Genomic DNA, 25,188 nt, shown 5'->3' with positions numbered 1-25,188 from the left:
CGGCACCGGGCGGATGACCGCCCGGCAGGTCCCTGCGGGGGAGGCGCCCGCCACGCCGCCCACCCTCGCCGCCGACCGTGTGAGCCGCACCCTCGACGGGCGGCTGATCCTCGACGGCGTCAGCCTCACCCCACGGCCCGGCTCCGTGACCGGACTGCTCGGTCCCAACGGCTCGGGGAAGTCGACGCTGCTGCGGCTGCTGTCCGGCGTCCTCGCCCCCGCCTCCGGCGTCGTCACACTCGACGGGCGTCCACTCGCCGACTGGGGCCGCCGCGCCGTGGCCCGGCGTGTGGCCGTCGTCGAGCAACACGCCGACACCCTCGTAGAGTTGACCGTCCTCGACGTCGTACGCCTCGGCCGCATCCCGCACCGTCGCGCCTGGACCCCCGCGGCCATGGCGGACGAGCAGGCCGTGCGCGGCGCCCTGGAGCGCACCGGCCTCACCGACCGCGCGGACCAGCCCTGGCGCACGCTCTCCGGCGGCGAGCGCCAGCGCGTGCAGATCGCCCGCGCCCTGGCCCAGGAGCCGCGCGAACTGCTGCTGGACGAACCGACCAACCACCTCGACATCCAGTACCAGCTGGACCTGCTGAACCTGGTCGCCGAGCTGCCCGTGACCAGTGTGGTCGCCCTGCACGACCTGAATCTGGCGGCCATGTACTGCGACCAGCTCGTCGTGCTCCGGCAGGGTCGGGTGGTCGCCGCCGGCACCCCGGGTGACACCCTGAACGAGTCCCTGATCGCCGACGTCTACGGCGTGCGCGCCGAGGTCACCCACCCCGGGCCCGGCGACCGTCCGCACATCCGCTTTCTGGGCACGGTGGCCGGGAACTGATGGCAGCCGTGGGACGGATGACCGACGTGGGGGCATGGTCCCGTACGGAGGCGCACCGGTGTGTGACGTCTTCAGCCCCGGCCCCTGGCCGCCTCCAGTGCTTTCTCGACCTCCCGCAGCACGCGGGCAGCGTCGTCGGCACTGTTCACCACATCGGTGCGGTTCATGTCGACGACGAGGACCTCACCGGCCGAGTAATGCTCGTGCACCCAGTCGTCATAGCCGGACCACAGCGTCCGGTAGTACTCGACAAGGCTTTCGTCCTGCTCGAAATCGCGGCCCCGCAGGCCGATCCGGCGCAGAACCGTTTCGAAGTCCGCCTTGAGGTAGACCATGAGATCGGGCGCCTTGCGGTAGGGCAGGCCGTCGATCTCGCGCATCATCTCATCGAGCAGGCCCTCGTACACCCGCATCTCGAGGGAGCTGATCCGGCCCAGATCGTGATTGACCTTGGCGAAGTACCAGTCCTCGTATATGGAACGGTCGAGGACGCTGTCGCTCTGCTTGTACGCCTCCTTGATCGCGGCGAAGCGTGTCTGCAGGAAGTAGAGCTGAAGCAGGAAGGGGTAGCGGTTCGCCTGGATCTCCTCGGGGCTCGCCGTGTAGAAGAGCGGAAGGATCGGATTGTCCTCCACGCTCTCGTAGAAGACCTGGCTGCCCAGCCCCTTGGCGAGGAGTTCGGCCACACTCGTCTTGCCGATCCCGATCATGCCCCCGACGCAGATCACTGACTTACCTCGCTTCTCTCTGAAAATCTCCCTGCGCGGACGGTGGTGACTGTCCCTCACCACCGGGACACATGTCGTCGGGCACTCGAATCCCCAAGACAGCCGTGACCGGCTCGATGCGTCCTGCCGGGAACCGCGTCCCAGGACCAGGCGGGTCCCGAGTGGCCGGACCGACCGCTTTCAACGGTGCCGCGTAGGGCGATGCGCCACCCTCCAGCGGCTGCTTCGAAATGATAAATGATGATTAACTGCGCACTGGCTCGGGCGCCGGCACCCACGAGCACCACCGCACACCGCGGTCTGCGAGGTGCACACGGATGTCGCCCGCGGGGCACGGGACCGAGTCGTTGCGTCACTCGGCCGGGCGTGCGACGCGGAACACCGGAGCAGGCGGCGGGACGGGCCGCGCTCGCCCGCTGCCCTGCCTTCCGGATGCTGGACGGCCCTCTTCACGACCTGGGCCAGGACGTGACCACCGCGAGGGGCGGCACCCTGTCGTCGACTCCATCCAGGGCGTGGACGGCGGCGCCTCCGCGTACTGGAACATATCCGTCAACGGCACCCCGACACCGGTGGGCGGCTGCCAGTTCGAGATCGAGAACGGCGACCAGGTCGCTTTCACCTGGACCTGGTTCTGATGGCCGCCCCCATGCGGCAACGCCACGTCTGATACCCGAACGTGGGGGCGGGCAGGCCGGAGCCCCGCCCCCGTCTGTCGGCCCCCGACGGACCCCGGCACGTCGTGCGCCCTCGGGCCTCAGGTGGTGAGACAGCAGTCCCCGCACTTCGTACCCACCGAAGTGCGGTAGTACAGGCAGCAGCTGTGACGGCGGAACCTCAGGCCGGGTCCGGTCAGGTCCCCCGTACCGCTGAGACGCCCTGTGCCGAGCAGCTTCGTCACGAGTGCGGTGATCGGGTCCTGGAGGCGGGGACGGGCTGCGAGCAGCACGCCGGCCGACCCCACCAGCGCGGACGCGGTGTTCCCGTCGAGCAGGCGTGGAGCGACCTTGACGGACAGCCCCGTCCGCAGCGCACCCAGGTGGTACATCACTTCGGCGCGCAAGCATGCGGTCCGGTCCGGAAGCAGGTCGGCGTACCACCCTGCGGGCCGCGGCAGCCTGAGCTCCGGGCCGTCGTCGGCGCGCTGCAACTCGCCCAGATCCAGCACGATTCCGTGGACCAGGACACAGGCCAGGACGGGCGACCAGAGACGAGCGGCATGTCCGAGGTGGGCGATCGACACTCCGACGCGAAGCTCGGGGGTGCGGTATCGGTCGGTGATCGCGGAGGACAGGTCCGTGAAGCCACGATCGTAGAAGTGCTGGGCAGGGTGCCAGCCCTCGTCGGAACCGCCGACGCGCAGGGCGAAGAACCCGCCGATGGTCGCCACGTCCTCCAGAGCTGCGGCCACGGTCGCGGCGGGTGCCCGCGCGGCTTCCGTCATCACATGCCTCCTTGCTTGCCGCGGCCGGAAAAGGCCAGGAAGAAGAACGAGAAAAGCCCCTCGGCCGGACGGAGCGCCTTGGCTGTTCGCTCGTCGACACAGCCCTGTTCAAGAGGCCGAGCGGCGCGGCGGCACACAGCCGTACAGGTCAAGGATCTCCGGGCGTGGGGCAACGCCGGGACCACCGGCGCGTACCCAGGCAAGGATGTCCTCGGTCGCCCCTGGATCGTTGACCAGTCCCAGCCATACCGGCCGGGCACCAGCTGCCCTGCCCTCAGCAGAGGGCTGTACCACGACGACATTGGCCTGGTCGCAGACATCGAGGCAGTCGGACACACGTACAGGTGCCTCCGCACGCAGCCGTGCCAGCTGTTGCGCGTGATCGATTCCAGCCACTTTCACGCTGCCGCAGCAGCAGTCCCGGCACACCACGATCCGACACGGTGCCCCGGTGGCCGCTGTCCCGGCCCCCACCATGTCGGCACAGCTCTGTTCCTCCGGCCTTTCGGACACACCGAACCGCCCTCTCCCCGGGGAGATCCGCCCCGGTGTCCTTCGAGGAGGCGACCGCGTGAGTCTCCTGGCTCTCGGGTCGATGCTCGCCCCGTCCTTCCCACCCCCCTGGGGGCAGTGGACTGCCGGAGTTCGCTCGCCGATCACAGTGGCGGGACCGCGCCGGATTCTCACCGGCTTCCTCGGACCGCCGTCGCCCTGTCGTCGGCATCATCTCATCCGACGGGACAGGCGTGCCCGGACCTCGTGCCCGCACACCTGCGAAGCGTCACTCACGTCCGGCTCGCCGCCCGCGGCCGGGCCCCGTCCTCCGAGGGCTTCCCGTGCCCAGCCGCTTCAGCTTCCGCCCCCGCCGTGCTTCTTGTCAGGGGGCAGTGGCGATCAGGGGCCCGGGCGGGGAGCTCGCAGGTGTTGACGCCAGGAGAGCCGGTCGCTGCAGGGGGTGGGGGCGATACGGGCGTCGCCCTTGGCGATCAGAGCATCGCCCTGAACGGCGGCGAACATCCCGGCAGTGTTGTCGGTGACGACCATGCGGCCGTCGGGATGGGCCTTGAGGGTGATCCGGCCGAGTTCGTCGAGGGGGAGGACCCCGCTGAAGCACAGCCGGGAGGTCCTCGCGCGCGAGCGACGCTCGTTGATCGCCGGGCGCGTCTGCTCTTGCGAACTCATGCGTCGTTCCCGGACTGTTGCGACAGGGCGTGTTTGACCTGCCTGGTCCGCTCATCGGTGAGGACCTCCACCCGGTCATGCGCCAGGGCCTCCATGGTCTGCTCCGCGACGTCGGCGGCGTCGATCTTCGGTGCGTCGGTGAAGGAGCTGAGTTCCGTCTCCACGAAACTGGCGTGGACGCCGACCACGAGCGTCCCCTGTTCGCGCAGACCGTCTCGCAGGGCGCCCGTCAATGACCACTGGGCGGCCTTGGAAGCGGCATATCCCGGATAGTCCGGCCGCGAGGCCCAGGAGGCGGCCGACAGCATGTTCACCAGCGCGCCGCCACCATTGCGGGCAAGGACGGGGGCGAAGGCGCGGGAGACGGCCCAGGTGCCGAAGAAGTTGACGTCCATCGCCTGGCGTGCGCCGCTGAAGGAGCCGGTCAGCAGCTTGGTACTGAATCCTCCGACGCCCGCGTTGTTGATCACAATGGTGACGTCCCCCGCGGCGGTTGCTGCCGCGGCAATCTCCTCCGGGTTGGTGACGTCCAGACGCACCGGAATGAGGTCTTCATCGCTGACGCCGGCCGGATCCCGGACGGCGGCGTAGACCTTGGCTGCTCCGTGGTCGATCAGCGCGCGGGCGAATGCGCGGCCGATGCCACGATTGGCTCCCGTCACCAGGGCGACCGATCCCTCGATCTCCATCCCGCTTCCTTCCTGCCGGTGCCTGCCGTACCTGGTGGGCCCCTCGGGCGATGCAGACCGGGCGACGCAGGAGCACGCCTCAGCACACCCATGGAGCACGTCCCCTTCTCTGCCAGCCTGCACCGGATGCCGTGGGTGTGCATGTGAACGGGTTCTTCGCAGCTCAGGAATCATCGGGTGCGAGTGACCGCTGCGTGCGGGATCGTGGCAAGGAAGCGGCGGTTCCACGGTGTGGACGCGGGCCGCGAACCGGACGCAGGAGTGATCAACGATGGCGAAACTGCTCTTCGTGCTGACCGGATCTCCCTACTGGACGCTCAAGGACGGCACCCGGCACGCTACCGGCTACTGGGCCGAGGAGTTCGCGGCGCCGTACAAGGCGCTCACGGAAGCCGGCCACCAGGTCGTGGTCGCCACTCCCCACGGCGTGGTCCCCAGCGTCGACATGATGAGCCTGCGCCCCGACATGGCGGGCAGTGCCGAGATCGCCCTGGAGTTGGAGGGCATCATCCGTTCCGCGGAGGAGATCCGGCGGCCGATCCAGCTGTCCCACGCGCGCCTGGAGGACTACGACGCCGTCTACTTCCCGGGCGGCCACGGTCCCATGGAGGACCTGTGGCTCGACGCCGATGCGGGTCGGCTGCTGACCGCGGCGCTCCCCTCGGGCAAGCCGCTCGCGGTGGTTTGCCATGCGCCCGCCGCAATGTTGGCCACCAGGGTGCGCGGAGTCTCCCCATTTGCCGGCTACCAGGTCACAGCCTTCACCAATGACGAGGAGGACGCTGTCGGACTGGCCTCCAGGGCCCGATGGTTGCTGGAGGATGAGCTGAAGGAGCTCGGGGTACAGTTCGAACGCGGAGAGATCTGGAAGCCGTACACGGTAGCCGACCGCAATCTGTACACAGGGCAGAACCCAGCCTCTTCCGGCGTATTGGCGCAGCAACTGCTCAAGATTTTGAAGTAGGCGGCAGACTCCGGAAGTCCCCATGGCTTTGCGCTGGTCCCCCACAGGAACGACCCAGCGCCCAGGGGATCGTCAATGCGACGCCGAAGACGCTGTGGTAGCAGAGCTGCGCGCCGCATGTGACGAAAGCCGAGCGGAGCCACAAACCACACGAATGAAGGTTCCGCAGAGCCCGACAGCAAGCTGACCAGCCGAAAAACAAAGGTTCTCTGACGCAGCGCCATAAGGCGGGTCCGGCGTCAGCTAGCGACGGGAGTCTCAGGCTGCATCTCGAGGGAGTGCTGAATGGCCTGATGCCGGGTCCCGAGGCCATCCGTGACCTTGCGCTCCCAGGGAATCTGCTGGAGGTGCTTGGTCTCTTCGAGCATCGAAGCAGGCTCCAGATTACGGAAACGGTCGACCTCTCCGGCAGCGACGGCGGTCAACGTCGCATAGACCGCTTCAGGATCGAACTGCGCTCGAGGGAAGGCCAGCTTGGAATAGTCAAAGAGCCGCTGCGCGGGGTCGTCCTCCCAGCTCTCCCAGGTCTGGAACATGCGATCGTTGAAGCCGGTCAGGAACGGCCCCGGGTTGACCGTGGCGACCTCGACGTTGTACTCCTGCAGCTCGTAGGCCATGGTTTCGGCGATCGCCTCGATCGCGTGCTTGGAAGCGGAGTAAATACCGGTGAAGGGGTTGACGTTCAGGCCCTCCCTGGATGACACCCATACGATTCGGCCGGCGCCGCGCTTGACCATCTGCTTGGCGATCCCCTGAGTGAGGAGCAGCGGTCCGGTGACGTTGACTTCGAACTGGTGCCGGATGTTCGATGCGGGAATATCGACCGTTGATCCACCTTCGCCGACTCCTGCGTTATTCACCAGGACCTCCACACCCCAGTTCAGAGCCTTGCGACGATCACCGTCGTCGGTGACATCAAGTTTCTCGACCTGCAGGCTCACTCCCCGCTCCGCCGCTTGCCGCTTCAGCGTCTGGACCTGGGCATAGATCTCCACCGCGGCAATCACGTCGAAGCCCTTTTCCGCCAGACGCATAGCAGCCTCGTACCCGAAGCCGGTTGCAGCTCCCGTGACGAGCACCTTCTTCAGCACACGATTCGCCATGTTGGTCCACCCTTCGGCTCTTTCACCACAACGGCCAAACCCGGAGGGTCGAATTCATTTCACGTCCAGTAGGCCAAGGCACGCCGACACGCTGCCTTCACGGAAACACATTCCCTTCCGGCGACGTTGCCACGTCGGCTGAATTGGGCGGGATTATCTCCAGGGTTACTGAGGTTGAACTCAGGATGTCGTGCTGCTGTTCAGGCGGGTGGTTCGGGAGTACTGAAGGCGCCGGCGAGCCGGCCGCGCCGCAAGAGGGACCAGATGCCTTCGGCGGATTTCGGTCGGCGCCGATACAGCGAAGCCTCACTGCAAGCGGTAGAACTGAGGAGAGCCCACCTCCATGCACACTTCGGCCGCCGGGCACGACGGCGAGTCGTTGGTGGCGTTCTGCGCCCGGGCCGCCCGTTGGCTGGACTCCGTGGAGTCCTCGTACGGAGAGGACGGCGGCCGGTCCTGGCGGTGGTCGAACCGGCGGTGGTGCGGGCGGTGATCGTACGGGCGCTCACGCTGCCGGTGCAGGCGTTCTGGCGGCTCGACGTCGCCCCGCTGACGTCGACCGGGCTCAGCGGCCGGTCCGGGCGGTGGAATCTGCGCGGTGGGCAGCCACTGTCCCCCGCTGCGGAGAACTGACGGGCTCCGTGGTCCACGGCACGGCCGACCGACCGCCATCGTCCCGGCCGGTACCGCCGCGCTACGCGCCTCAGGCCGGGACATGCCGAGGCTGACAACCCCTGAGCAACCGGCTGCGAGCAGTCCGTTCACCGCAGACCCGGCGCCACGCGGAAGTAGCCCATGTGGGCCACTCACCGTCGGCGTGCCGGGGACGAAGAAGGGGGTCGCGTCAGGGGACGAAGGAAGTTCGCCCGGAGCACTGAGCCGCGACCTGTTGCAAGGCCCAGGTGAATCACCGTATGGTCTCGCGGGCGATGATGATCGCGACGGGGATTCAGCCGGCGGGCACGCGAGGTCCTCGGGCTGATGGTCTGCGACAGAGCTGGGCGAAACCGTTGTGCACCGAGTTCCTGCGTCGTCTGCGGGCCTGCGGCCCGGACCACGTCCAGCTGGTGGTCCGCTACTCGCGGAACGGCTAGGTGGCCGCCACCATCCGGCCTGGACCGGGAGATGAAACGACAAAGACGTCGTCCTGGTCTTCCCCCACGCCGCCGCCCCTGGACCGGCTCGCCGCCGCCGTCCTTGTCGCAACAGCCGCCGTGACCACACCGCCCAGGGGGACGTGACCGCATCGCCGCAGATCAAGCCCGTACCGGGGACACGGCGCCGGCAGGACAGGGGTGTCGTGTCGAGTGCTGTGCCGGAAGGGCGTGCTGGTCACTTCGCATACCGAACAAGGAGAGATCTTGCCCACCCATCCGCTCACCTCAGACGGCAGTCAACCCGGCTCGCTCCAGCATGATTTCCCCTTCGACCCCACCCACGGCTACGACCTGCCGCGCCTCCGTGCGGTGGAGGCTCCGCAAGGCCCGGACGACTTCGCCGACTTCTGGCAGGAGCGCTACGCGAGTGCGCTGCGCGTCGACCCGGCGCCTCGAATCGAGGGACCCTGGGCCACGGTGGACGGCGTACGGGTCGCCGACGTCTCGTACACATCGGCCGACGGCGTCCGTATCGGCGGGTGGCTGACCGTCCCTGTCGATGGCCGTGTCACGCAGGGCTGTGTGTCGGCACACGGATACGGAGGCCGGGCGGCCCCGGACCCCTGGCAGCCCCCGTCGGGAACTGCGACCATCTGGCCCTGCCTGCGCGGGCTCGGAACGCGGAGTCTGCTGCCCGGCGTTCCCTCGAATTCGGCGGGACACGTTCTGCACGGCATCGACGCCCGGGAGTCGTACCTCATCGGCGGGTGCGTGGCGGATGTCTGGTGTGCGGCCACCGCACTGCAGCGGCTGGTGCCGGAGACCGCCGGGCGACTGACGTACCTGGGCACGAGTTTCGGCGGCGGCATCGGAGCGTTGGCGCTCCCCTGGGACGACCGTTTCCAGGCCGCCGGCCTTACGGTGCCGACCTTCGGAAACCATCCGCTCCGGGTGACGCTGCCGTGCACGGGCAGCGGAGAGTCGGTGCGTACACGGCTCGCCGAGGAGCCCTCGGTGCTGGACGTCCTGGCGTACTTCGACGCCGCGACGGCGGCCCGGCATCTTCACATCCCCGTGCATGTGGGCGCCGCCCTGTTCGATCCGTCGGTACCCCCACCGGGGCAGTTCGCGGTGCACAACGCACTGGCCGGGCCACGCGAACTCTTCGTTCTGCGGGCGGGGCACTTCGACCACCCGGGCGAGCGCGCCGAAACGGCGGCCCTGGAAGAGGCCCAGCGACGCTTCCTGTCCGGGGCGGACCCGGTGGCGGTGTCGCGCCCCACCGCCTGACCGGCTCCCTCGCGGCTGGATCCGCCAGGTCGAGGCGCTCGGGGGTTCCTGCACGGTGCCCTGGTAGTTCCACGACGCCACCGACCGGCCCGCATGGCGTCGCGGAACTGCCACGGTCGCCGATTGCACGTACGGGCGTCGATCACGCGCGATATGCTGATGCAGATTGTGCAAGCGAATTGCAAAACAAGGAGGGTCATGGCTACGCGGGGGACTGATGTCGGGACGAACCAGAGTGTCGAACGAGCGGTCTCGGTGCTGCGCGCACTCGACTCCGGTCGACCCGAACTCCGTGTCTCCGACGTCGCCGAGCTCACCGGACTGGGCTCGTCGACCACGTCCCGCCTGCTGTCCACCCTGGAACGCCTCGACATGGTCGAACGCGATCCGGTCAGCAACCTCTACCGGCTCAGCCTCGGCCTCCTCCCCCTCGCCGCCACCGCCACCAACCGCCACCCCGTGCACCGGGCCGCCCGCATGGTGCTCCAGGGCCTTGCCACCCGCACCGGGCTCGGGGCCAACGTGGCTGTGCGCCGCGGTGGCGAGCTGATGTTCCTCTGCAATTTCGAGGGCACGCGCGCCCCCAAGTCCTACACGCAGGCCGGGCACACGGCCCCGCTGCATGCCACCAGCATCGGCAAGTGTCTGCTCACCGGCCTTGCCCCCAGAGAGCGCCGCAAGCTGCTGGGAGATCCGCTCGAGGCGCACACCGAGTACACGACCACCAGTCACGACCTCCTCGACACCGAGATCGACACCGTCCGGCGCACCGGTTACGCCGTCGAGGCCGAGGAGCGTGCCCTGGGCCGCGCGTCCCTGGCCGCACCCGTCCGCGACGCCTCGGGGGACGTCGTCGCCGCCATCTCCCTGTGGGGACCGACCTCGGTGCTCGGGGACCACTCCGACACCGGGGGGCAGCACCTCGCCCTCGTACGCGAGGTCATCGAGGCCGCCGACGCCATCAGTCAGGCACTCGGCGCTCTCTGACGCACATGGCGAAGGGGTTCTGTGAAGGCCGATCGGCCTTCACAGAACCCCTTCGCCATGCGGTTATGCGCCGTACGCCTTGAAGGCGATCACGTGCGCGTGCCGTGCTCCGTGCGTCGCGTCGACCACGAGCCGCAGCGATTTGGTGCGTACGGGGCTGCCGTCCGAGGCCTTCAGTTCGTGTACACGGTGACGGCGTCGGTTGTCCGTCACCGTCAGGAGTGTGTGCCACGCACCGGTGGCGTCGCGGCTCTGGACGCGGTAGTCGCGTACGAGTTCCGGCATGACCTCGTACGGGGTGCGGTGACGGTGCAGGTTGTTGAGGTATTCGTCGACGTCGTCGTCGAACACCAGCCGTGCTTCGGTGAGTTCCTGCTCGTCGTGCCAGTCGAGACGGAGCCACTCGGCCGTGCCGTCCGGCGCGGAGGACCACATGTTCGGGCCGCCGTAGGGACGCTGGTACCCGCCTACGGCCCGTTCGGGGTGGAACGCCCCGGTGTCGGGGGCCGCCCGAAAGGCGAAGGTCTGGCGGCGCAGGCCGCGGGCCTGCCATTCCAGGACCAGTTGGCCGTCCTCTTCCGGGATGTCGTGGTCGACGGCCGCGTCCCCGTCGGCCTTCCGGCGCAGGGCGAGGACACCGTCGGCGCGTTGAGGGAGAAGGACCAGAGCCGTGTCAGCGCAGGCCCGGACGATGAGGATCGCGTTCCGCGGGGTGTCGGGGTGGTGGTCGAGACGGGCCGTGACCCAGTGGGGGCCGTCGGACGGGACGGTGACCGTGGTCGTGAGGAGATGGTCGGCGGGGACCGCGTTCTCGGGGTTGCCCGTGCTCCACAGTTCCACAGTGAGTTCGCGGCACTCGCCGTTCGGGGCGCCGTGGACGAGCAGATCGACCGTGTCGAGTGCGGGGTCGACCGGCAGCAGGAGGGCGAGGTCGCGGGTGAGGGGGTACGGGGTGCCGGGCGCTTCCCGTGTGGGTTCGGCGGTCAGGCGGGTCAGGTGGGAGGAGGCGGTGACGCGGGCCGTGCGCGCCAGGTTGTCGGGGTCGTCGTCGGCCAGGCCGATGACGGAGGCGTCCTGGCGCATCAGGGTGCGGCGTACCAGTTCCGGCCGTCGGGTGGCGAGTTCGCGCGGGGTGAGGCCCTCGGCGACGCACAGGGCGGCGGCGGTACCCGCGGCCTCGCCGAGAGTCGCACAGGTGGCCATGACGCGGGTGGCCCCGAAGGCGATGTGGGTGGCGGAGATGTTGCGCCCGGCGAAGTGCAGGTTCGTGACGTTCGCCGAGTACAGGGAGCGCAGCGGAATGTGGAAGATGCCGTCCGCGTACCGCTGGCGCGCGCCGGGCTCGTCGGCGTACATGCCCTGTACGGGGTGGAGGTCGACGGACCAGCCGCCGAAGGCGATCCGGTCGGCGAACTGGCGCTGCTGGAGGATGTCCTGCTGAGTGAGGACGTAGTCGCCGAGGAAGCGGCGGTACTCGCGCTTGCCGGGGATGCTGCCGACCCATTCCAGGGTGAGGTTCGCCGCGTCCGGGAACTGGCCGGAGTTCTTGATGTGGTCCCAGACACCCATGATCACGGCCTGGAGCTCGTCGCGGATGCGCTCGTTGTCGTGGACGGTGTCGAGTTCGCCGCCCCATTCGATCCACCAGTAGTCGCAGCCGTTGTCCCCGGTGCGCAGGATGCGGTTGCGCAGGATGGGCGTGGTCGAAAGGTCCTTGGCGTAGGCGGGCGGTACGAACCTCGCCGGCCGGCCCGTGTCCCTGGTGTGGAAGAGGAGTGTCGAGCCGAGCAGCGCCTGGTCCGCCTCGGACGGCGCCCAGGGCTCGTCGAACTCGGTCTGCGCCTCGCGGCCTATGCGGTAGCGGGCGCCGGCGAGGTGGCCGAGGAGGCCGTCTCCGGTGCAGTCGAGGAACTGGCGCGCGTGGAAGGTGATGCGGCGCTCCGAGCCCATCATCCAGCCGGTGCAGGAGTGCACCTCGCGGCTGTCGGCGGGGCCGCTTGCGTCGACCTCGCGCACGTCGGTGTTGAGGTAGAGGTCGATGTTCGGTTCGGCGCGGACGGCGTCGAGGACGACCTGATCCCAGTAGTAGGGGTTGCCCTCGGGGTTGCGGTACTGGTTCTCGGTGTACAGCTCGCCCATGATTCCGGTCTCGCGGGCCCAGCGGTGCACGCCGTGCGCGGTGGCGCCACAGACCCAGACGCGGATCTCGCTGCTGGCGTTGCCGCCCAGGACGGGCCGGTTGTTGACCAGGGCGACGCGTCGGCCGAGCCGGGCCGCAGCGATGGCCGCGCAGGTCCCCGCCAATCCGCCGCCGATCACGGCGATGTCGTAATGGACCTCTTCTTCCCGCACGGTGCGGCCTCCTTGGTGTGAAGCTCGGATACTCCCCGCCGAAGCGGAGCGGCCTTGAACGTACATCACATCCATATTGTGCAACCACTGTTCATTCAGTGGGATCCGTTGTAAGTTCCGTTGCGGCCACCGACCTGACCGTCGTGAGCCGAAGTGCAAGTTCAGAGCGGGCGGGGCGAGTGGGCCGGTCCTGCACGGAACCGGCGATTCGCGAACCAAAAGGGTTGACGCCATCGCGCTATATGGAGAACGATCCCACATGCTGCAACTAGAATTCACCGGAGCAGGGACGACGTTCCCCCAGGGCCCCGGCGCTCCCGCCCCGTTTGAGAGGACAGACCCATGAGTACGGCCGCACCTCCCCAGAAGGCGCCCCCGCCCCACGCGCGGACCAGCGGACGGCTCTCCAACGGTGCGTTCGCCCTGCTGCTGACCGCACCGGGACTCGCCCTGTTCGCGGCGATCATCTTCTACCCGCTGCTGTCGGCGCTGTTCACCGGCTTCTTCAAGCAGGATCTGCGGCTGCCGGGCCGGGAATTCGTCGGCCTGGACAACTTCACCTACTGGCTGGACGGCGACTTCCTCGCCATCCTCAAGCAGACGCTGATCTTCACCGTCGGCGCGACGCTCGTCCCCTTCGTGCTCGGCTTCGCGCTCGCGCTCGCGTTGAACACCGGACTCAAGGGCAGCGGCTTCCTGCGCGGCCTGTTCCTGTTTCCCTGGGTGATCCCGGGGGTGGTGGTCTCCTTCCTCTGGATGTGGATCTTCAACGCGAACTACGGGGTACTCAACGGCGTCCTCATGAAGGCCGGAATCATCGAGGAGTCCGTGGCCTGGCTCGGGCAGCCCGGCACCGCGATGCTCGCCGTCGTCGTCACCAAGGCCTGGGCCAGCTTCCCCTGGATGATGGTGATGCTCCTGGCCGGTCTGCAGACCGTGCCCAAGGAGCTGCACGAAGCGGCCTCGATGGACGGGGCGGGCTCGATCCGGCGCTTCTTCGCCGTCACCTGGCCACAGATCCGCGGTGTCGCCTCGATCGTTCTCCTGCTGGAGTTCATCTGGAACTTCCAGCACTTCGACACCATCTACGTCCTGACCGGCGGCGGACCGGCCGGTACCACCGAGACGTTCGCGACCGCCGTGTACCAGACCGCCTTCAAGGGCTTCGACATCGGCCGGGCCACCGCACTGGGCGGCCTGTGGATGCTCCTCCTGCTCCTGCTCGTCGCCGTCTACCTCAGGACCACCGAGCGGAAGGGCGACGCCTGATGACCTCCACCACCTCCACCCCGCTGTCCGCCGTCGATCGGCCGCAGCCGTCCGCCCCGCGGGTCGGGCGCAGCGCCCGGCCTCGTATGCGCAAGGACCTGCTGCGCTCGCGGATCGCCGCCTGGAGTGCGGTCGTCGTCATCGGCGCCTTCGGTCTGCTGCCGGTCTACTGGCTGCTCGCCACCGCGCTGAGCACCCCCGAGTCGACCTTCCAGTTCCCGCCGAAGCTGATACCCACCGATCTCACCCTCAGCAACTTCACGGCCCTGGCCGAGAACGACCAGTTGATCAAGTACATGATCAACTCGCTCATCGTGGCCTCGATCACCGCGGTGCTGAGCGTGGTCGTCGCCACGTACATGGGCTACTCGTTCTCCAAGTTCCGCTACCGGGGGCGGCGGTCGCTCATGCACCTGGTGCTGGCCTCCCAGATGTTCCCCCAGGCACTGCTGCTGGTGACGCTGTACACCGTCTTCTCCAGCTTCGGCATGCTCAACACGTACGCCGCCCTGGTGCTCTCCTTCACCACGTTCACCATGCCGCTGTGCGTCTGGATGCTGAAGGGCATCTTCGACACCATCCCGGACGCCCTGCTGGAAGCGGCGTCCATCGACGGCGCGTCCCGGTGGCGGACGCTGCACTCCATCGTGGCGCCGCTGGCCGCGCCCGGGATGATCGCCGCAGGACTCTTCGCCTTCGTGCGCGGATGGAATGACTTCATCTTCGCGCTGACCCTGGCCGACAAGGAGAAGCAGACCCTGCCTCCCGGCCTCGTCTCCACCTACATCGGCGAGTTCCAGACCGCCTGGCCCCAGTTGATGGCGGCCTCGCTCGTGGTGTCCATCCCGGTGGTCGTCGCCTTCATGTTCCTGCAGCGCTACCTCGTCGGCGGCATGACCGCCGGTTCGGTCAAGAGCTGAACCCGCGGGATCAGCCCGCACCCGCACGTACCTACCCTCCCGCTCACTCCCCCATGGAGAGATCATGACCACCTCTGGCATCAGCCGGCGCGGCGCGCTGCGCATGTTCGGCATCGGCGCGCTCGGTGTGGCGGGCGCCGGTGTCCTCGGCGCCTGCGCACCGTCCGGCGCCGGCTCCACCACCAACGGCGGCGACCCGAAGTCCAAGAACTTCGACTTCACCTCCTGGTCGCTCAACGAGGAGGCCGCCAAGCCATCGATCGAGAAGATCATCGCGGCATGGGAGAAGGCCGAGAAGTCCAGGATCCGCGCGGTCTCGTACCCGTACAACGAGTACCTGAGCCAGCTCACCCTCAAGCTGGGCGGCGGGGAGACGACGGGTGCGGTGCACCTCGACATCGCCTGGCTCGCCGCGATGGCGCAGATGGGCAAGCTGGCCGACCTCGGAACGGTGGCCGACAAGGGCGGCTACACGGACGTGGCGCTGAACAGCGGTATCTACGACGGCACACAGTACGGTCTGCCGTGGAACACCGGATCGATCGGTGTGATCGCCAACTCCCAGCTCCTGGAGAAGGCCGGGATCAAGAAGCACCCCACCACGGTCGAGGAGTTCGAGGCCGCGCTGCGGGAGCTGAAGGGGCTCGGCGGCGGTGTCGTTCCGTATGCCGCTGCCACCAAGGTCGCGCAGCTCAAGGACATCTTCCCGTGGATGCAGACCTTCGGCTGCAAGCTGCTCGACGGCGGGAAGGTCACGATAGGCGACGACGCCTCGATCGACGCGGTCACCTGGTACAAGAAGCTGCACGACGAGAAGCTGATCGCCGCCGACGTGGACCGCTTCGACGCGCGCGCCCTGTTCGGACAGGGCAAGGCCGCCTTCTACGACGACGCGATCATAGGCAAGGGCGTGACCTCCGCCCAGTCCAAGGACAAGACGCTGGCCGACGCGATGCAGCCGATGGAGCGTCCGGTACTCAAGGCCGGGGACACGCCGCAGGCGCTGCTGTGGGGCGGCGTGATCGCGATCGTGAAGGGCAAGGGGCAGGACGCGGCGACCGAGTTCGCGCTGCACACCACCACCGACCAGGCCACCACCTCGCAGTACTTCGCCGAGCGCGCTCTGCCGCCGTCCACCACCGCGGGTCTGGCCGCTCCCGAAGTCGCCAAGGACACCTTCACCACGGAATGGACCCAGAAGATCACCAAGACGGCGACCGGCAGCCCGTTCTGGCAGTTCGCACAGAATGCCCAGATCGAGGAGGCCGTCGCCAAGCAGGTGCAGGCCGTTCTCGTCGGCAAGTCGAAGCCGAAGGACGCGATGAAGCAGGCCGGCGAGGAGGCCGCCGCGCTCATCAAGCGTTAGGGCCTCTCGTTTGGATCAGGCCGGGCTCGCGTGCCCCGGCACCGCACCTCGCCGCGTTGTCGTCGGTCGGCATGGCTCCTTCCCCAAGCTCTCGGCTGCGCTCGAGCAGGGGAGACCCCATCTGACTCCCTCCTCCGCCTTGCGATGCACGGCACCGGACCCCGCTCCCTGATCCACCCTGATCCAAACGAAAGACCCTAGGTCGTTTTCGGGCCCGGCGAACGCCGCACGGCCCTCGCCGGGCCCCGCTCCGTACCCACCCCGCACGACGACGCGCCGGCCGGCCCTCGGGCCGCCGCCGTCCGCGTCATCTCCACGCACGCACCCGCGAAGGAGCTCATCTTGCGACGTCCCACGGTACGCACGTACACCGCCACGGCCCTGGCCGCCCTGCTCCTGCCCGTCCCGGCCGCCGGGGCAGCCGACACCGCGCAGAGCACGGCAGCCGCGGCGACGGTGATCGAGAAGGTGCCGTACGCGATGGACTCGTCGAACCAGGCCGCCTGGTGGACGCCGGTCGCCACGTACAAGGGCCGCGGCCAGTACACCTACTTCGCCTTCAACGAGCCGGGCTCGACGGCTGCGACGCACCGGCCCGCCATCGCACGGCGCGACCCGGACGGGGTCTGGAGCCGGCTGCCGCTGCTGAACAGCGACGGACAGCAGGCCGAGTTCCCCGACGACAACGGGCACAACCAGCCGTCGATCGCCCGCGACGGCAGCGGCCGTCTGCACGTCTTCACCTCCATGCACGCCAACGCCTGGCGCTACTTCCGCACCGAGGCCCCCGGCGGCGACGTCACCGACCACGCATCCGAACTGCCCGACCAGGGCGTGGGCATCACCTACCCGGTGATCACCACCGCACCCAACGGTGACCTGTATCTGGCCGCCCGCGTCGGTGCGGGCGCCGACCAACGCCCCGGCAAGCTGTACCGCTGGGACAACGCCAACTCCCGCTGGAGCACGGTCGCGACCTTCGCCGGCGCACTGAACCGCTCCGTGTACCCCGACGACATCACCGTGGACGCCTCCGGCCGCGTGCACCTCCTCTACGAGTGGGCGAAGGCGCCGGCGACCGCGTTCCGCCACCAGCTCTCGTACCTGACCTACGACCCGTCGACCGGCTCCTTCGCGGACAGCACCGGCACGACCGTCACCACCCCGGTCACGCCCGCCACCTCCGACGTGATCCAGGACCTCACCGCGGGCGAGGAGTGGAGCATCGACAACGCGTACACCGGTCCCACGGTGCAGGGCGCCAAGCTCACCCTCGACGGCTCCACCCCGAAGGTCGCCTACCGCTACCGCTCGGCCGACAGCAGCGGCAACTTCCGTGTGTACTACGCCTATCCGAGCGGCAGCGACTGGGTCGGCAAGATCGTGTACGCCGGTGGACAGACCGCGGCCGCCCTCGGCATCACCTGGGACGAGACGGACACCAAGCGGATCTACTACGTGACCACCTCGGGCACCGACCGGGTCTATTCCGCGACACAGTCGGCGGACGGGGCCTGGACCGCGCAGTCCGCCGCCCCGGGCGTGAGCGCGGACCGGCTCGCGGTGCGACGTGACTCGGACGGTCACGATGTGCTGTACCTTCCGGACACCACGCACAACTCCCTTTACTACGGCCTCCGCTGAGGGAGATGCGCGGCTCGCGCCTCCGTACGGGGCGAAGCCGCTCCGTTCGGGTGGTGCGAGCGGTCAGGTCGCGGGCCTGCTCGCCAGGTACTCGTCCAGCCTCGCACCGGTGAGCGGGCAGCAGTCGGAGAGCAGGCCACCCTCGTCTTCGTTGAAGGGTCGATACCGAGTTCCTCCACAAAATATTCGCGCAGCTGTTGGTAGACGTCCAACGCTTCGGTGCACCGGCCGCATCGGTAAAGTGCGAGCATGGAATATCTCGTTGGTTGGGTATTCCGATACCAGGACTGCGAGTTCCGCAGGAATTTCGTGGTGGAGGCCAAGCCGGAACTTGACCTCCACGCGTTGCTGCAGGACTGTAAGCCGGCTCTCCTCCAAGTACGTCACGGCCGGTTCGAGCAACGGACCTGCCTGTATGTCCGCCAGTGGCTGCCCTCGCCAAATATCCAGAGACGCGGTCAGCAGCCGTTCGGCCAGCCTGTCGTCCCCCTGGCCCAGCGCCCTGCTGCCCGCGGACGCGAGGCGCTCACATTCATGAACGTCTAGATCCAACGCCGTTCAGTTAGCTGTGGGGATCCTGGGTGGGCGGGTCCTGCGCGCCCGCACCCCCGCCGGGGTGGAGCAGGAGGTTTGGGCCCTGCTGGTGGCCTACCAGGCGCTGCGGACCGCGATGACGGATGCCACCGACAGCCTCCCGGGCACCGACCCGGACCGGGCAGGGGTCTCCGTCGCGCTGTCTACCGCCCGCGACCAGCTCGTCCTGGCCGCGGGCATCATCACCGACACCGTTGTTGACCTGGTCGGAGTCGGGCCTTGCCCCCTGATCTTGGACACACGAGACACTGGATCCTGAGGATCTGAGAACGGACATCTCGTGGTGATGAAGAACTATCCGTCGCAGTTCAAGGAGGACGCGGTCGCGCTGTACCAGTCGCGGCCCGAGGCGACGATCCGGCAGGTTGCTGCCGATCTGGGGATCAATCCCGAGACCTTGCGGAACTGGGTCCGGGAAGCCGGCGCGAGCCGGCCGCGGGGACGCCTGGCCGACGTGCCGACCGAGCCGCCGACACCCTTGGAGGCGGAGAACGCCGCTTTGCGCAAGAAGGTCCGCGAGCTGGAAGAGGAACGCGAGATCCTGCGCAAGGCGGCGAAGTATTTCGCCGGGGAGACGCGCTGGTGAACCGCTTCCAGTTCGTTGCCGACCACCACCGCCGCTACAGCGTGAAGCGGCTGTGCACCAACCTGGGCATCGCCCGTTCCAGCTTCTATTACTGGCGTGCGACGGCCGCGGACCGGGCTGCCCGGCAGGCCGCCGATGCCCGGCTCGCCGCCCGGATACGCACCGTGCACCACGAGTCGGACGGCACCTACGGCGTCCCCAGGATCACCGCCGATCTTCACGAGACGGGCGAGCGGGTCAACCACAAGCGGATCGCGCGCGTGATGCGGAGCAACAATCTGGCGGGCGTGCGGCTGCGTCGCAGGCACCGCACCACGATTGCGGACCCGGCCGCGGCGAAGGCTCCGGACCTGATCGACCGCGACTTCACCGCAAGCGAGCCGACCACGAAGTACGTCGGTGACATCACCTATCTCCCCTTGGAGGGCGGGAAGTTCCTCTATCTGGCCACCGTCATCGACCTCGCCTCCCGCCGCCTGGTCGGGTGGGCGATCGCGGACCACATGCGCACCGATCTTGTCACCGACGCCCTTGCCTGAGCCCAGCACACCCGCGGCAGCCTCGCCGGAGCGGTCATGCACACCGACCACGGCGCCCAGTACACCAGCACCGCCTTCGCCGACGCCTGCCGTCAGGCCGGCGTCCGCCAGTCCATGAGCGCGGTCGGCTCCAGCGCGGACAACGCCCTCGCCGAGTCCTTCAACGCGACGTTCAAACGCGAGCCGCTCCAGGGCCGCAAGCACTGGTCCAGCGAGCACGAGGCCCGCCTCGATGCGTTCCGCTGGCTGCATCGCTACAACACCCGACGCCGTCACTCCCGCCTCGGAAACCGCAGCCCGATCTCCTACGAAAAGGCGTCCAGGACAACATCAACTACGCTGGCACCAGCCGCATAACCCGTGTCCAGGAAACGGGGTCAAGGCCCCATCAGGGCCGCGGACACCTGTTCGACCGAGGTGGTACGGCCTTCGGCCAGCTCGCGTGCACTGTCGGCCAGCCCGGTCGGGCCGGCCGGTTCCGTGGTTTCGACGGCTTCCGTTGAGGACATCGGCTACCCGCCTTCCTCGAATCGGCAGGTGCGCGCCCGCACCTGTACGCACGCACGAAAATACCGGAGGGTAACGAGCCATGAGCAGTCCGCTCAACCGTTCGGTGGACAGCGGCCGGGGAGTGTCAGGGTCGCTTGTTGCGTTCACGGACGGAGTGGACGGCCAGACTACTCCTGGGGGCGCGTGGAAGCGGAGTTCAAGGGCGAGTTCGAGGGTTTTGCTTCCGCTACCGAAGCGATTCCCTTCACGGCTCCGAGTCGCACGAGGTCCTGGGGGCGCAGCCCGATGCCGTCCGCGATACGGGGGGCGTCCTCGGGAGGGCGCTTGAGGATCGCGGCGGCCGACTCGGGCGCGATGACGGAGAAGTAGCTGTCCGATACAGCCCAGGTGTTGTCGGGGGCGGCCAGGGCCAGCGCGCCGCCCGAGCCGCCCTCCCCGATGACCAGCGTGGTGACGGGCACAGGAGAGGTGGCCACCGCTTCGAAGAGCTCTGCGAGCGCGCCGCCGACGGCATCGCGTTCGGCCTGTGGATCGTTTGCGGCGCCCGGCGTGTCCACCAGCGTGAGGACGGGAAGGGACAGCCGTCCGGCCAAGTGGATGAGACGCGTGGCGGTCCGGTATCCCGCCGGCCGTGTCGCCGTGCCTTGCTGGGCGGCGAAGGCAATCGCACGGCCTCCGTGTTCACCCACACCACAGAGCATGCCCTCGTCGCGACCACCGACCCGGTCGCCGTTCAGCAGCAGATGGCAGGAGAAGTAGGCGTCCAGGTAGTCCTGGGCCCGCGGTCGGCCGGGATGCCGGGCCCGCTCCACGGCTTCCCAGCCACGATCCGGCAGATCGCTGCGCCCCAGCGCGGGCGGAACGGGCGCCGGCCGCGTCGACGTCCGGGTCAGCAGGGACAGCCACAGGCCGAGCACGCCGCGCAGTTCCGAGGGAGGGACCACACCGTCGATCGCACCGTTCGACCACTGGGCCTCGGCCGTGTAGGACAGCGCAGGTGCGCCGGCCGGCCGCACCCGCGCTCCGGCGAAGCCGACCTGGGCCCCGGGGAGGGCGAGGATGATGTCGGCTCCCGCTCCGACGGTCGCCCAGCCTCCCCCGGTCGAGGGGTCCGCGAGGACGGCGATCTGCGCCAGCCCCTCGGCGCGAGTGAGTGCCGACTGCCTTGCCACCCGCTGGAGTTGGAGGAGAGCGCGGATGCCCTCCTGCATTCTGCTGCCGCCCGTGGCAACCAGGGACACCACGGGCAGCCGGTGCCGACGTGCGAAGACATGCGCGGCTTCGAGGAGGTCCCCGGCGCGTTCACCGAGGGATCCGCCGAGGAAGCCGAACTCGAAGGAGATCAGCACCACCTGTGTGCTGCCGACCAGGGCGGTGCCGCAGACGACGGATTCCTGTTCGGCGGTGCGCTGAGCGGCTTGCACCCGCATGCGGTCGTATCCGGGCCAGGCAACGGGTCCGTCCGGAACGCCGCGCCGCGCGGGAGGCGGTGGAAGCGCCCTGAAGTCGTCGGTGACCAGGGCGATGGTCTCCCGGGACGACATGCGCGGCGATCGCTCACTCATGCAGGGCCCGCTTCATGATCTTGCCCATGTCGTTGCGGGGCATCACCGTAACGAAGCGCACGACGCGGGGGCGTTTGTGCGGCGCCAGCCGTCGCGCGACATGGTCCGTCAGATCCTTCGCGGAGGGCGGAGAACGGCGGTCGGCGGGCACCACCCAGGCGACGATGCGCTCGCCGAGGTCGTCGTCGGGTTCGCCGGTGACCGCGGCTTCCTGGACGGCAGGGTGTTCGAGCAGGGCGTTCTCGATCTCGCCCGCTCCGATCTTGTAGCCGCCGCTCTTGATCAGATCGGTCGCCCGTCGGCCGACGATGCGGATCGATCCGTCGGGGTCGCGGACCGCCATGTCGCCGGTACGGAACCAACCGTCGGCGGTGAATGCGACGGCCGTGGCATCCGGCCGGCCGAGGTACTCGGTGAAGAGGTTCGGGCCGCGCACCTGGATCTCGCCGACGGAATCCGTTCCGTCGTCGGCCAGTTCGGTGTCCGTGTCGTCGACCAGTCGCAGTTCGACGCCGGGCAGGGGGTGGCCGACGGTGCCGGTCGTGGGCGTGCCGTCGATGCGTACGCTGGTGTTCATCAGCGTCTCCGACATGCCGTATCGCTCGATGACGGTTCGGCCGGTGGCCGCGGTGATGCGCTCGTGGTCGTGGACGGGGAGAGCCGCGGAACCGGAGACGAGGAGGCGGGCCGCCGACAGGGCTTTCGCCAACGAGGGATCGCCCGGCAGTTCCTCCGCGATGCGGTGGTACATCGTCGGTACGCCGAAGAGCATGGTGGCGCCGGAGGACAGTGCACGGGTGACGCCGTCGGTGCTGAAACGTCCCAGATGACGGACCGTGCCCCCGCGCCGCAGTGGTCCGAGTACCCCCAGGACGAGGCCGTGCACATGGAAGAGGGGCAGACCGTGGGCCACGGTGTCGTCGGCGGTCCACTGCCAGACATCGGCCAGGCCGTCCAGGGTCGCCGTCAGGGCACGGCGTGGCAGGACAACTCCCTTCGGCGGTCCGGTGGTTCCGGAGGTGTACACGATCAGGGCCGCCGTGTTGTCGTCGGCCGGTTCGGTGACGGGCGTGGCAGGAACGGCACCGGGGCGGGTGACGACGTCGGTGCGGGGCACCCCTGCCAGGGCCGGTGGCAGTTCGGCGGAGGACGCGGCCAGGACGCAGGTGGGTGTGCTGTCGTTCAGGATGTGGCCGAGTTCCTTCTCGCCGGACTTGGGGTTGAGAGGGACGGCCGGTACCCCGGCCAGCAGTGCGGCCACCACGGCGACCACGGTCTCCGGCGAGGAGGTGGCCCAGATCGCGACGCGTTGGGCGGCTCCGATGCGGTGTGCCAGGGCGGTGGCTGCCGCGCTGAGCTCGCCGTACGTCATGGTGTGGTCGTCGAACCGGACCGCTGTTCGTGTCGAGGCGGGGGTCAGGGCCGGGAAGAGAGGGGCCATGCGGGGATGCTCCTTCATGCGGTGGCCGGGGCGCCGCCGTGCAGTGCCGGGGTGAGGATGGCGTCGAGAGCGTCGCGGTCCACGGGGCGGGGATTGGCATAGGGAACGGCAAGGGTTTGTTCGACGACGGCGGTCAGGCCCGCCTCGTCGGCGCCCAACTCCCGCAAGGATGCGGGCACTCCGAGTCGTTGGTTGAGTTCCCACAGCCCGGTCGGCGGGTCCTCGTGCCGCAGGGCCTGGGTCAGGCGGCTGCGGGCCATGGGTGCGGCGGCCAGGTTGAAGGCCAGGGTGTGGGGCAGGAGGACCGCGTGCGTGGGGGCGTGCGGGAGGTCCAGACTGCCGCCCAGCGCGTGGCACAGCTTGTGGTGCAGCGACATGGTCGTCAGGCCCAGGCACATGCCGCACAGCCACGCGGCGTACAGGGCGCTCGCCCGGGAGTTCGCGTCGGTGGGGTCTGCCGCGATACCGAGGAGTGCCTCGGCCATCACTCCCACCGCCTCCCCCGCCATCAGATCGGTCAACGGCGAGCGGTCAGGGGCGTAGAGAGCCTCGGCCGCATGCGCGATGGCGTTCAAGCCGCTGGTCACGGACACCTCGACCGGCAGGGAGACCGTCAGGCCGGGGTCGTAGACCACGGCGACGGGGCGTACGCGTTCGGACCGGCCGGTGGTCTTGGTGCCGTCCTCGGTGACGCCCCACACCGCCGTCATCTCCGAACCGGAGTAGGTGGTGGGGACCGCCACGTACGGCAGGTCCGCCTCAAGGGCCAGCGCCTTGGCGAGGCCGATGGCCGAGCCTCCCCCGACTGCGATGCATGCCTCGGCCCCGAGGGCGGTGGCTGTGGTCCGGGCCGCCTCCACGGTCTGCCGCGGCACGTGCATGCGTGCCTGGTCGAAGACGCCCACCGTCGCACCCGGCAGATCGGCTGCCAGCCGGTGGGCGAGGTCCCGGCCGCTGTCCGTGCAGAGCAACAGGGCCGGCCCGAGTCCCGTATCCCGCAGTTCTGCGCCCAGGGAGGCGAGGCGCCCGTGGCCGAACAGCACGCGTGTCGCCAGAGCGGGAACCGTGAAGTCCGATGGCGCGAAAGGCCCCCTCACGCGAGCTCCTCACGTCGGGCGGGTTCGAGTACCAGGTCGATGTCGGCATGCACGAAGGGATGCGGCAGGCCGTGCCGGGCAGCGGTGTCCGGGTCGTCGACGCGGCCGAAGTCCCGGACCAGGCTGCGCTTGACGGCGAACACGGCATCAGAGTCGAGGTACGGACTGTCGGCCACGAAAATGTGCGTGGTGACGGGGGTGTGGCCGTTCGCGGTGGCGATGAAGTGGATATGGGCCGGCCGGTAGGGGTGGCGGGCGGTGGCGGTCAGGAGTCCGCCCACCGGGCCGTCGGTGGGGATCGGGTAGTGGGACGGGACCACCGTGGTGAACCAGAAGCGGCCCTCGTCGTCGGTGGTGAACAGACCGCGCCCGTTCCCTGGCGGCACCACGTCGGGGCGCTGCACGTCGTAGTAGCCGTCCGGGTCGGCCTGCCAGACATCGACACTCGCACCGGCCAGCGGCGTGCCGTCGACGGAGACGACACGTCCGGTGACCAGACAGGGCTCGTACCTGCCCATGTCATCGATGCTGTCGCCGAGTTCCCTGTGCGGTGACCCGGTCATGTGGAAGGGGCCCAGGACGGTGGCCTCGGTGGCGCCGGGTGACATGCGGTGATTGATGTTCTCCACCAGCGAGGAGATTCCCAGCACGTCCGACAGCAGCACGAACTCCTGGCGGGTGTCGTCGCACTTCTGCCCGGTGGCGGTGAGGAAGTCCACGGCCTCTTCCCATTCCGTCAGGGTGAGTTCCATCTCGCGGACCGCCGCGTGAAGGTGTTCGACGAGGATGGACAGGCAGGCGCGGAGCCGTGGGTCGGGGGTGTCCTGGAAGCTGGCGACGGCCGCGTCCGTGACGGTCGTGTCGTCGAGGTCGGCGGGCAGTGCGGACCCGGTCATGGTGTTTCTCCTCTGGGCGGGGGCGGTGCGGGCCGGTCCCGCACCGCCTTCTGGGCCATGGAGCGGGCCGGTCCCGCCTCGTGGGCGGTG

General features: G+C 68.9%; 21 protein-coding genes, 5 pseudogenes and 1 riboswitch. Of the genes and pseudogenes, 13 read left to right on the top strand and 13 right to left on the bottom strand.

The features are described 5' to 3' along the window. Positions 1-13 precede the first annotated feature (13 nt). Positions 14-835: an ABC transporter ATP-binding protein gene (locus AB0L71_RS23680; RefSeq protein WP_365246488.1), complete on the top strand. Its 822-nt coding sequence runs from the start codon at positions 14-16 to the stop codon at positions 833-835. A 71-nt stretch (positions 836-906) separates the two neighbouring features. Here AB0L71_RS23680 and AB0L71_RS23675 read toward each other — a convergent pair whose 3' ends face one another. Continuing rightward, entirely contained in the window at positions 907-1,563 is a 657-nt protein-coding gene (locus AB0L71_RS23675; RefSeq protein ID WP_365246395.1) for a deoxynucleoside kinase, read from the bottom strand. Between the two features lie 497 nt (positions 1,564-2,060). Here AB0L71_RS23675 and AB0L71_RS23670 point away from each other — a divergent pair. Next, positions 2,061-2,201, top strand: a pseudogene (locus AB0L71_RS23670) (DUF4430 domain-containing protein); the annotation flags it as partial. A gap of 119 nt (positions 2,202-2,320) precedes the next feature. Here the strand turns inward: AB0L71_RS23670 and AB0L71_RS23665 are convergent. The 4 genes and pseudogenes from AB0L71_RS23665 to AB0L71_RS23650 form a co-directional block, all read right to left on the bottom strand. Next, the gene (locus AB0L71_RS23665) at positions 2,321-3,007 is read right to left on the bottom strand and encodes a (2Fe-2S)-binding protein (protein WP_365246393.1); all 687 of its coding nucleotides are present in this window, start codon (positions 3,005-3,007) and stop codon (positions 2,321-2,323) included. A 108-nt stretch (positions 3,008-3,115) separates the two neighbouring features. After that, a complete protein-coding gene (locus AB0L71_RS23660; RefSeq protein WP_365246485.1) occupies positions 3,116-3,484 on the bottom strand; it encodes a (2Fe-2S) ferredoxin domain-containing protein in 369 nt (122 codons plus the stop codon). A gap of 96 nt (positions 3,485-3,580) precedes the next feature. Continuing rightward, a riboswitch (cobalamin riboswitch) is annotated at positions 3,581-3,704 on the bottom strand. 197 nt (positions 3,705-3,901) lie between these two features. Next, positions 3,902-4,108: pseudogene (locus AB0L71_RS23655) on the bottom strand (LysR family transcriptional regulator); the annotation flags it as partial. A gap of 77 nt (positions 4,109-4,185) precedes the next feature. Then, positions 4,186-4,878: an SDR family oxidoreductase gene (locus AB0L71_RS23650; protein WP_365246390.1), complete on the bottom strand. Its 693-nt coding sequence runs from the start codon at positions 4,876-4,878 to the stop codon at positions 4,186-4,188. A gap of 271 nt (positions 4,879-5,149) precedes the next feature. Between AB0L71_RS23650 and AB0L71_RS23645 the strand changes: the two genes are divergently transcribed. Further along, entirely contained in the window at positions 5,150-5,842 is a 693-nt protein-coding gene (locus AB0L71_RS23645; RefSeq protein ID WP_365246387.1) for a type 1 glutamine amidotransferase domain-containing protein, read from the top strand. A gap of 239 nt (positions 5,843-6,081) precedes the next feature. On the opposite strand, the gene AB0L71_RS23640 is transcribed toward AB0L71_RS23645, so the two are convergent. Continuing rightward, the gene (locus tag AB0L71_RS23640; protein WP_365246482.1) at positions 6,082-6,933 is read right to left on the bottom strand and encodes an SDR family oxidoreductase; all 852 of its coding nucleotides are present in this window, start codon (positions 6,931-6,933) and stop codon (positions 6,082-6,084) included. Positions 6,934-7,288: 355 nt separating this feature from the next. On the opposite strand from AB0L71_RS23640, the gene AB0L71_RS23635 reads away from it, so the two are divergent. The 4 genes and pseudogenes from AB0L71_RS23635 to AB0L71_RS23620 all read left to right on the top strand — a co-directional run bounded on the left by AB0L71_RS23635 (position 7,289) and on the right by AB0L71_RS23620 (position 10,319). Continuing rightward, positions 7,289-7,438, top strand: coding sequence for a hypothetical protein (locus AB0L71_RS23635; protein WP_365246491.1), 150 nt, complete (start codon positions 7,289-7,291; stop codon positions 7,436-7,438). Next, positions 7,393-7,578, top strand: a pseudogene (locus tag AB0L71_RS23630) (histidine phosphatase family protein); the annotation flags it as partial. The gene AB0L71_RS23635 and the pseudogene AB0L71_RS23630, both read left to right, overlap by 46 nt. A 728-nt stretch (positions 7,579-8,306) precedes the next feature. After that, complete coding sequence (locus tag AB0L71_RS23625) at positions 8,307-9,332, top strand: acetylxylan esterase (protein WP_365246384.1); 1,026 nt, start codon at positions 8,307-8,309, stop codon at positions 9,330-9,332. 198 nt (positions 9,333-9,530) lie between these two features. Then, positions 9,531-10,319: an IclR family transcriptional regulator gene (locus AB0L71_RS23620; RefSeq protein ID WP_365246381.1), complete on the top strand. Its 789-nt coding sequence runs from the start codon at positions 9,531-9,533 to the stop codon at positions 10,317-10,319. Between the two features lie 63 nt (positions 10,320-10,382). Here AB0L71_RS23620 and AB0L71_RS23615 read toward each other — a convergent pair whose 3' ends face one another. Next, complete coding sequence (locus AB0L71_RS23615) at positions 10,383-12,671, bottom strand: FAD-dependent oxidoreductase (RefSeq protein ID WP_365246378.1); 2,289 nt, start codon at positions 12,669-12,671, stop codon at positions 10,383-10,385. Between the two features lie 342 nt (positions 12,672-13,013). Here AB0L71_RS23615 and AB0L71_RS23610 point away from each other — a divergent pair, with 342 nt between their 5' ends. From AB0L71_RS23610 to AB0L71_RS23595, 4 genes are all read left to right on the top strand, one after another. Next, positions 13,014-13,940 (top strand): sugar ABC transporter permease, encoded by a 927-nt coding sequence (locus tag AB0L71_RS23610; protein WP_365246375.1) that lies wholly within the window; start codon positions 13,014-13,016, stop codon positions 13,938-13,940. Next, positions 13,940-14,860 (top strand): carbohydrate ABC transporter permease, encoded by a 921-nt coding sequence (locus AB0L71_RS23605; protein ID WP_365246372.1) that lies wholly within the window; start codon positions 13,940-13,942, stop codon positions 14,858-14,860. Before AB0L71_RS23610 ends, AB0L71_RS23605 begins: the two co-directional genes overlap by 1 nt. 64 nt (positions 14,861-14,924) lie before the next feature. Further along, on the top strand, positions 14,925-16,226 hold the full coding sequence (locus AB0L71_RS23600) for an ABC transporter substrate-binding protein (protein WP_365246369.1): 1,302 nt from the start codon (positions 14,925-14,927) through the stop codon (positions 16,224-16,226). Positions 16,227-16,568: 342 nt separating this feature from the next. Next, complete coding sequence (locus AB0L71_RS23595; RefSeq protein WP_365246366.1) at positions 16,569-17,870, top strand: BNR-4 repeat-containing protein; 1,302 nt, start codon at positions 16,569-16,571, stop codon at positions 17,868-17,870. On the opposite strand, the pseudogene AB0L71_RS23590 reads toward AB0L71_RS23595, so the two are convergent. Next, positions 17,855-18,422: pseudogene (locus AB0L71_RS23590) on the bottom strand (AfsR/SARP family transcriptional regulator). The gene AB0L71_RS23595 and the pseudogene AB0L71_RS23590 sit on opposite strands and share 16 nt — an antisense overlap. Positions 18,423-18,486: 64 nt before the next feature. Between AB0L71_RS23590 and AB0L71_RS23585 the strand changes: the two are divergent. Further along, entirely contained in the window at positions 18,487-18,723 is a 237-nt protein-coding gene (locus tag AB0L71_RS23585; protein ID WP_365246363.1) for a hypothetical protein, read from the top strand. A 21-nt stretch (positions 18,724-18,744) separates the two neighbouring features. Beyond that, a pseudogene (locus AB0L71_RS23580) lies at positions 18,745-19,946 on the top strand (IS3 family transposase). A 20-nt stretch (positions 19,947-19,966) separates the two neighbouring features. Here AB0L71_RS23580 and AB0L71_RS23575 read toward each other — a convergent pair. The 5 genes from AB0L71_RS23575 to AB0L71_RS23555 form a co-directional block, all read right to left on the bottom strand. Continuing rightward, positions 19,967-20,098, bottom strand: a complete 132-nt coding sequence (locus tag AB0L71_RS23575) for a hypothetical protein (protein WP_365246360.1) — start codon at positions 20,096-20,098, stop codon at positions 19,967-19,969. A gap of 168 nt (positions 20,099-20,266) precedes the next feature. Further along, positions 20,267-21,664, bottom strand: coding sequence for a carboxyl transferase domain-containing protein (locus tag AB0L71_RS23570; protein ID WP_365246357.1), 1,398 nt, complete (start codon positions 21,662-21,664; stop codon positions 20,267-20,269). Beyond that, a complete protein-coding gene (locus tag AB0L71_RS23565) occupies positions 21,657-23,105 on the bottom strand; it encodes an acyl-CoA synthetase (protein WP_365246354.1) in 1,449 nt (482 codons plus the stop codon). Before AB0L71_RS23565 ends, AB0L71_RS23570 begins: the two co-directional genes overlap by 8 nt. A gap of 14 nt (positions 23,106-23,119) precedes the next feature. Next, positions 23,120-24,202: a maleylacetate reductase gene (locus AB0L71_RS23560; protein WP_365246351.1), complete on the bottom strand. Its 1,083-nt coding sequence runs from the start codon at positions 24,200-24,202 to the stop codon at positions 23,120-23,122. Next, the gene (locus AB0L71_RS23555; protein ID WP_365246348.1) at positions 24,199-25,098 is read right to left on the bottom strand and encodes a dioxygenase; all 900 of its coding nucleotides are present in this window, start codon (positions 25,096-25,098) and stop codon (positions 24,199-24,201) included. The genes AB0L71_RS23560 and AB0L71_RS23555 overlap by 4 nt, the downstream gene beginning before the upstream one ends. Positions 25,099-25,188: the final 90 nt, after the last annotated feature.

This window comes from Streptomyces sp. NPDC052052 (genome assembly GCF_040680455.1).
In the GTDB taxonomy this organism is placed as follows: Bacteria; Actinomycetota; Actinomycetes; order Streptomycetales; family Streptomycetaceae; genus Streptomyces.
Note: the sequence above shows the minus strand (reverse complement) of the source record. Positions and strands in the feature narration are given on the sequence as shown.

What these genes read in the sequence shown, in the direction of transcription:
- AB0L71_RS23680 (WP_365246488.1), top strand. Translation starts at nt 14, where the DNA reads ATGACCGCCCGGCAGGTCCCTGCGGGGGAGGCGCCCGCCACGCCGCCC.
- AB0L71_RS23665 (WP_365246393.1), bottom strand. Translation starts at nt 3,007, where the DNA reads ATGACGGAAGCCGCGCGGGCACCCGCCGCGACCGTGGCCGCAGCTCTG.
- AB0L71_RS23660 (WP_365246485.1), bottom strand. Translation starts at nt 3,484, where the DNA reads ATGGTGGGGGCCGGGACAGCGGCCACCGGGGCACCGTGTCGGATCGTG.
- AB0L71_RS23650 (WP_365246390.1), bottom strand. Translation starts at nt 4,878, where the DNA reads ATGGAGATCGAGGGATCGGTCGCCCTGGTGACGGGAGCCAATCGTGGC.
- AB0L71_RS23645 (WP_365246387.1), top strand. Translation starts at nt 5,150, where the DNA reads ATGGCGAAACTGCTCTTCGTGCTGACCGGATCTCCCTACTGGACGCTC.
- AB0L71_RS23635 (WP_365246491.1), top strand. Translation starts at nt 7,289, where the DNA reads ATGCACACTTCGGCCGCCGGGCACGACGGCGAGTCGTTGGTGGCGTTC.
- AB0L71_RS23620 (WP_365246381.1), top strand. Translation starts at nt 9,531, where the DNA reads ATGGCTACGCGGGGGACTGATGTCGGGACGAACCAGAGTGTCGAACGA.
- AB0L71_RS23610 (WP_365246375.1), top strand. Translation starts at nt 13,014, where the DNA reads ATGAGTACGGCCGCACCTCCCCAGAAGGCGCCCCCGCCCCACGCGCGG.
- AB0L71_RS23605 (WP_365246372.1), top strand. Translation starts at nt 13,940, where the DNA reads ATGACCTCCACCACCTCCACCCCGCTGTCCGCCGTCGATCGGCCGCAG.
- AB0L71_RS23600 (WP_365246369.1), top strand. Translation starts at nt 14,925, where the DNA reads ATGACCACCTCTGGCATCAGCCGGCGCGGCGCGCTGCGCATGTTCGGC.
- AB0L71_RS23575 (WP_365246360.1), bottom strand. Translation starts at nt 20,098, where the DNA reads ATGTCCTCAACGGAAGCCGTCGAAACCACGGAACCGGCCGGCCCGACC.
- AB0L71_RS23570 (WP_365246357.1), bottom strand. Translation starts at nt 21,664, where the DNA reads ATGAGTGAGCGATCGCCGCGCATGTCGTCCCGGGAGACCATCGCCCTG.
- AB0L71_RS23565 (WP_365246354.1), bottom strand. Translation starts at nt 23,105, where the DNA reads ATGGCCCCTCTCTTCCCGGCCCTGACCCCCGCCTCGACACGAACAGCG.
- AB0L71_RS23555 (WP_365246348.1), bottom strand. Translation starts at nt 25,098, where the DNA reads ATGACCGGGTCCGCACTGCCCGCCGACCTCGACGACACGACCGTCACG.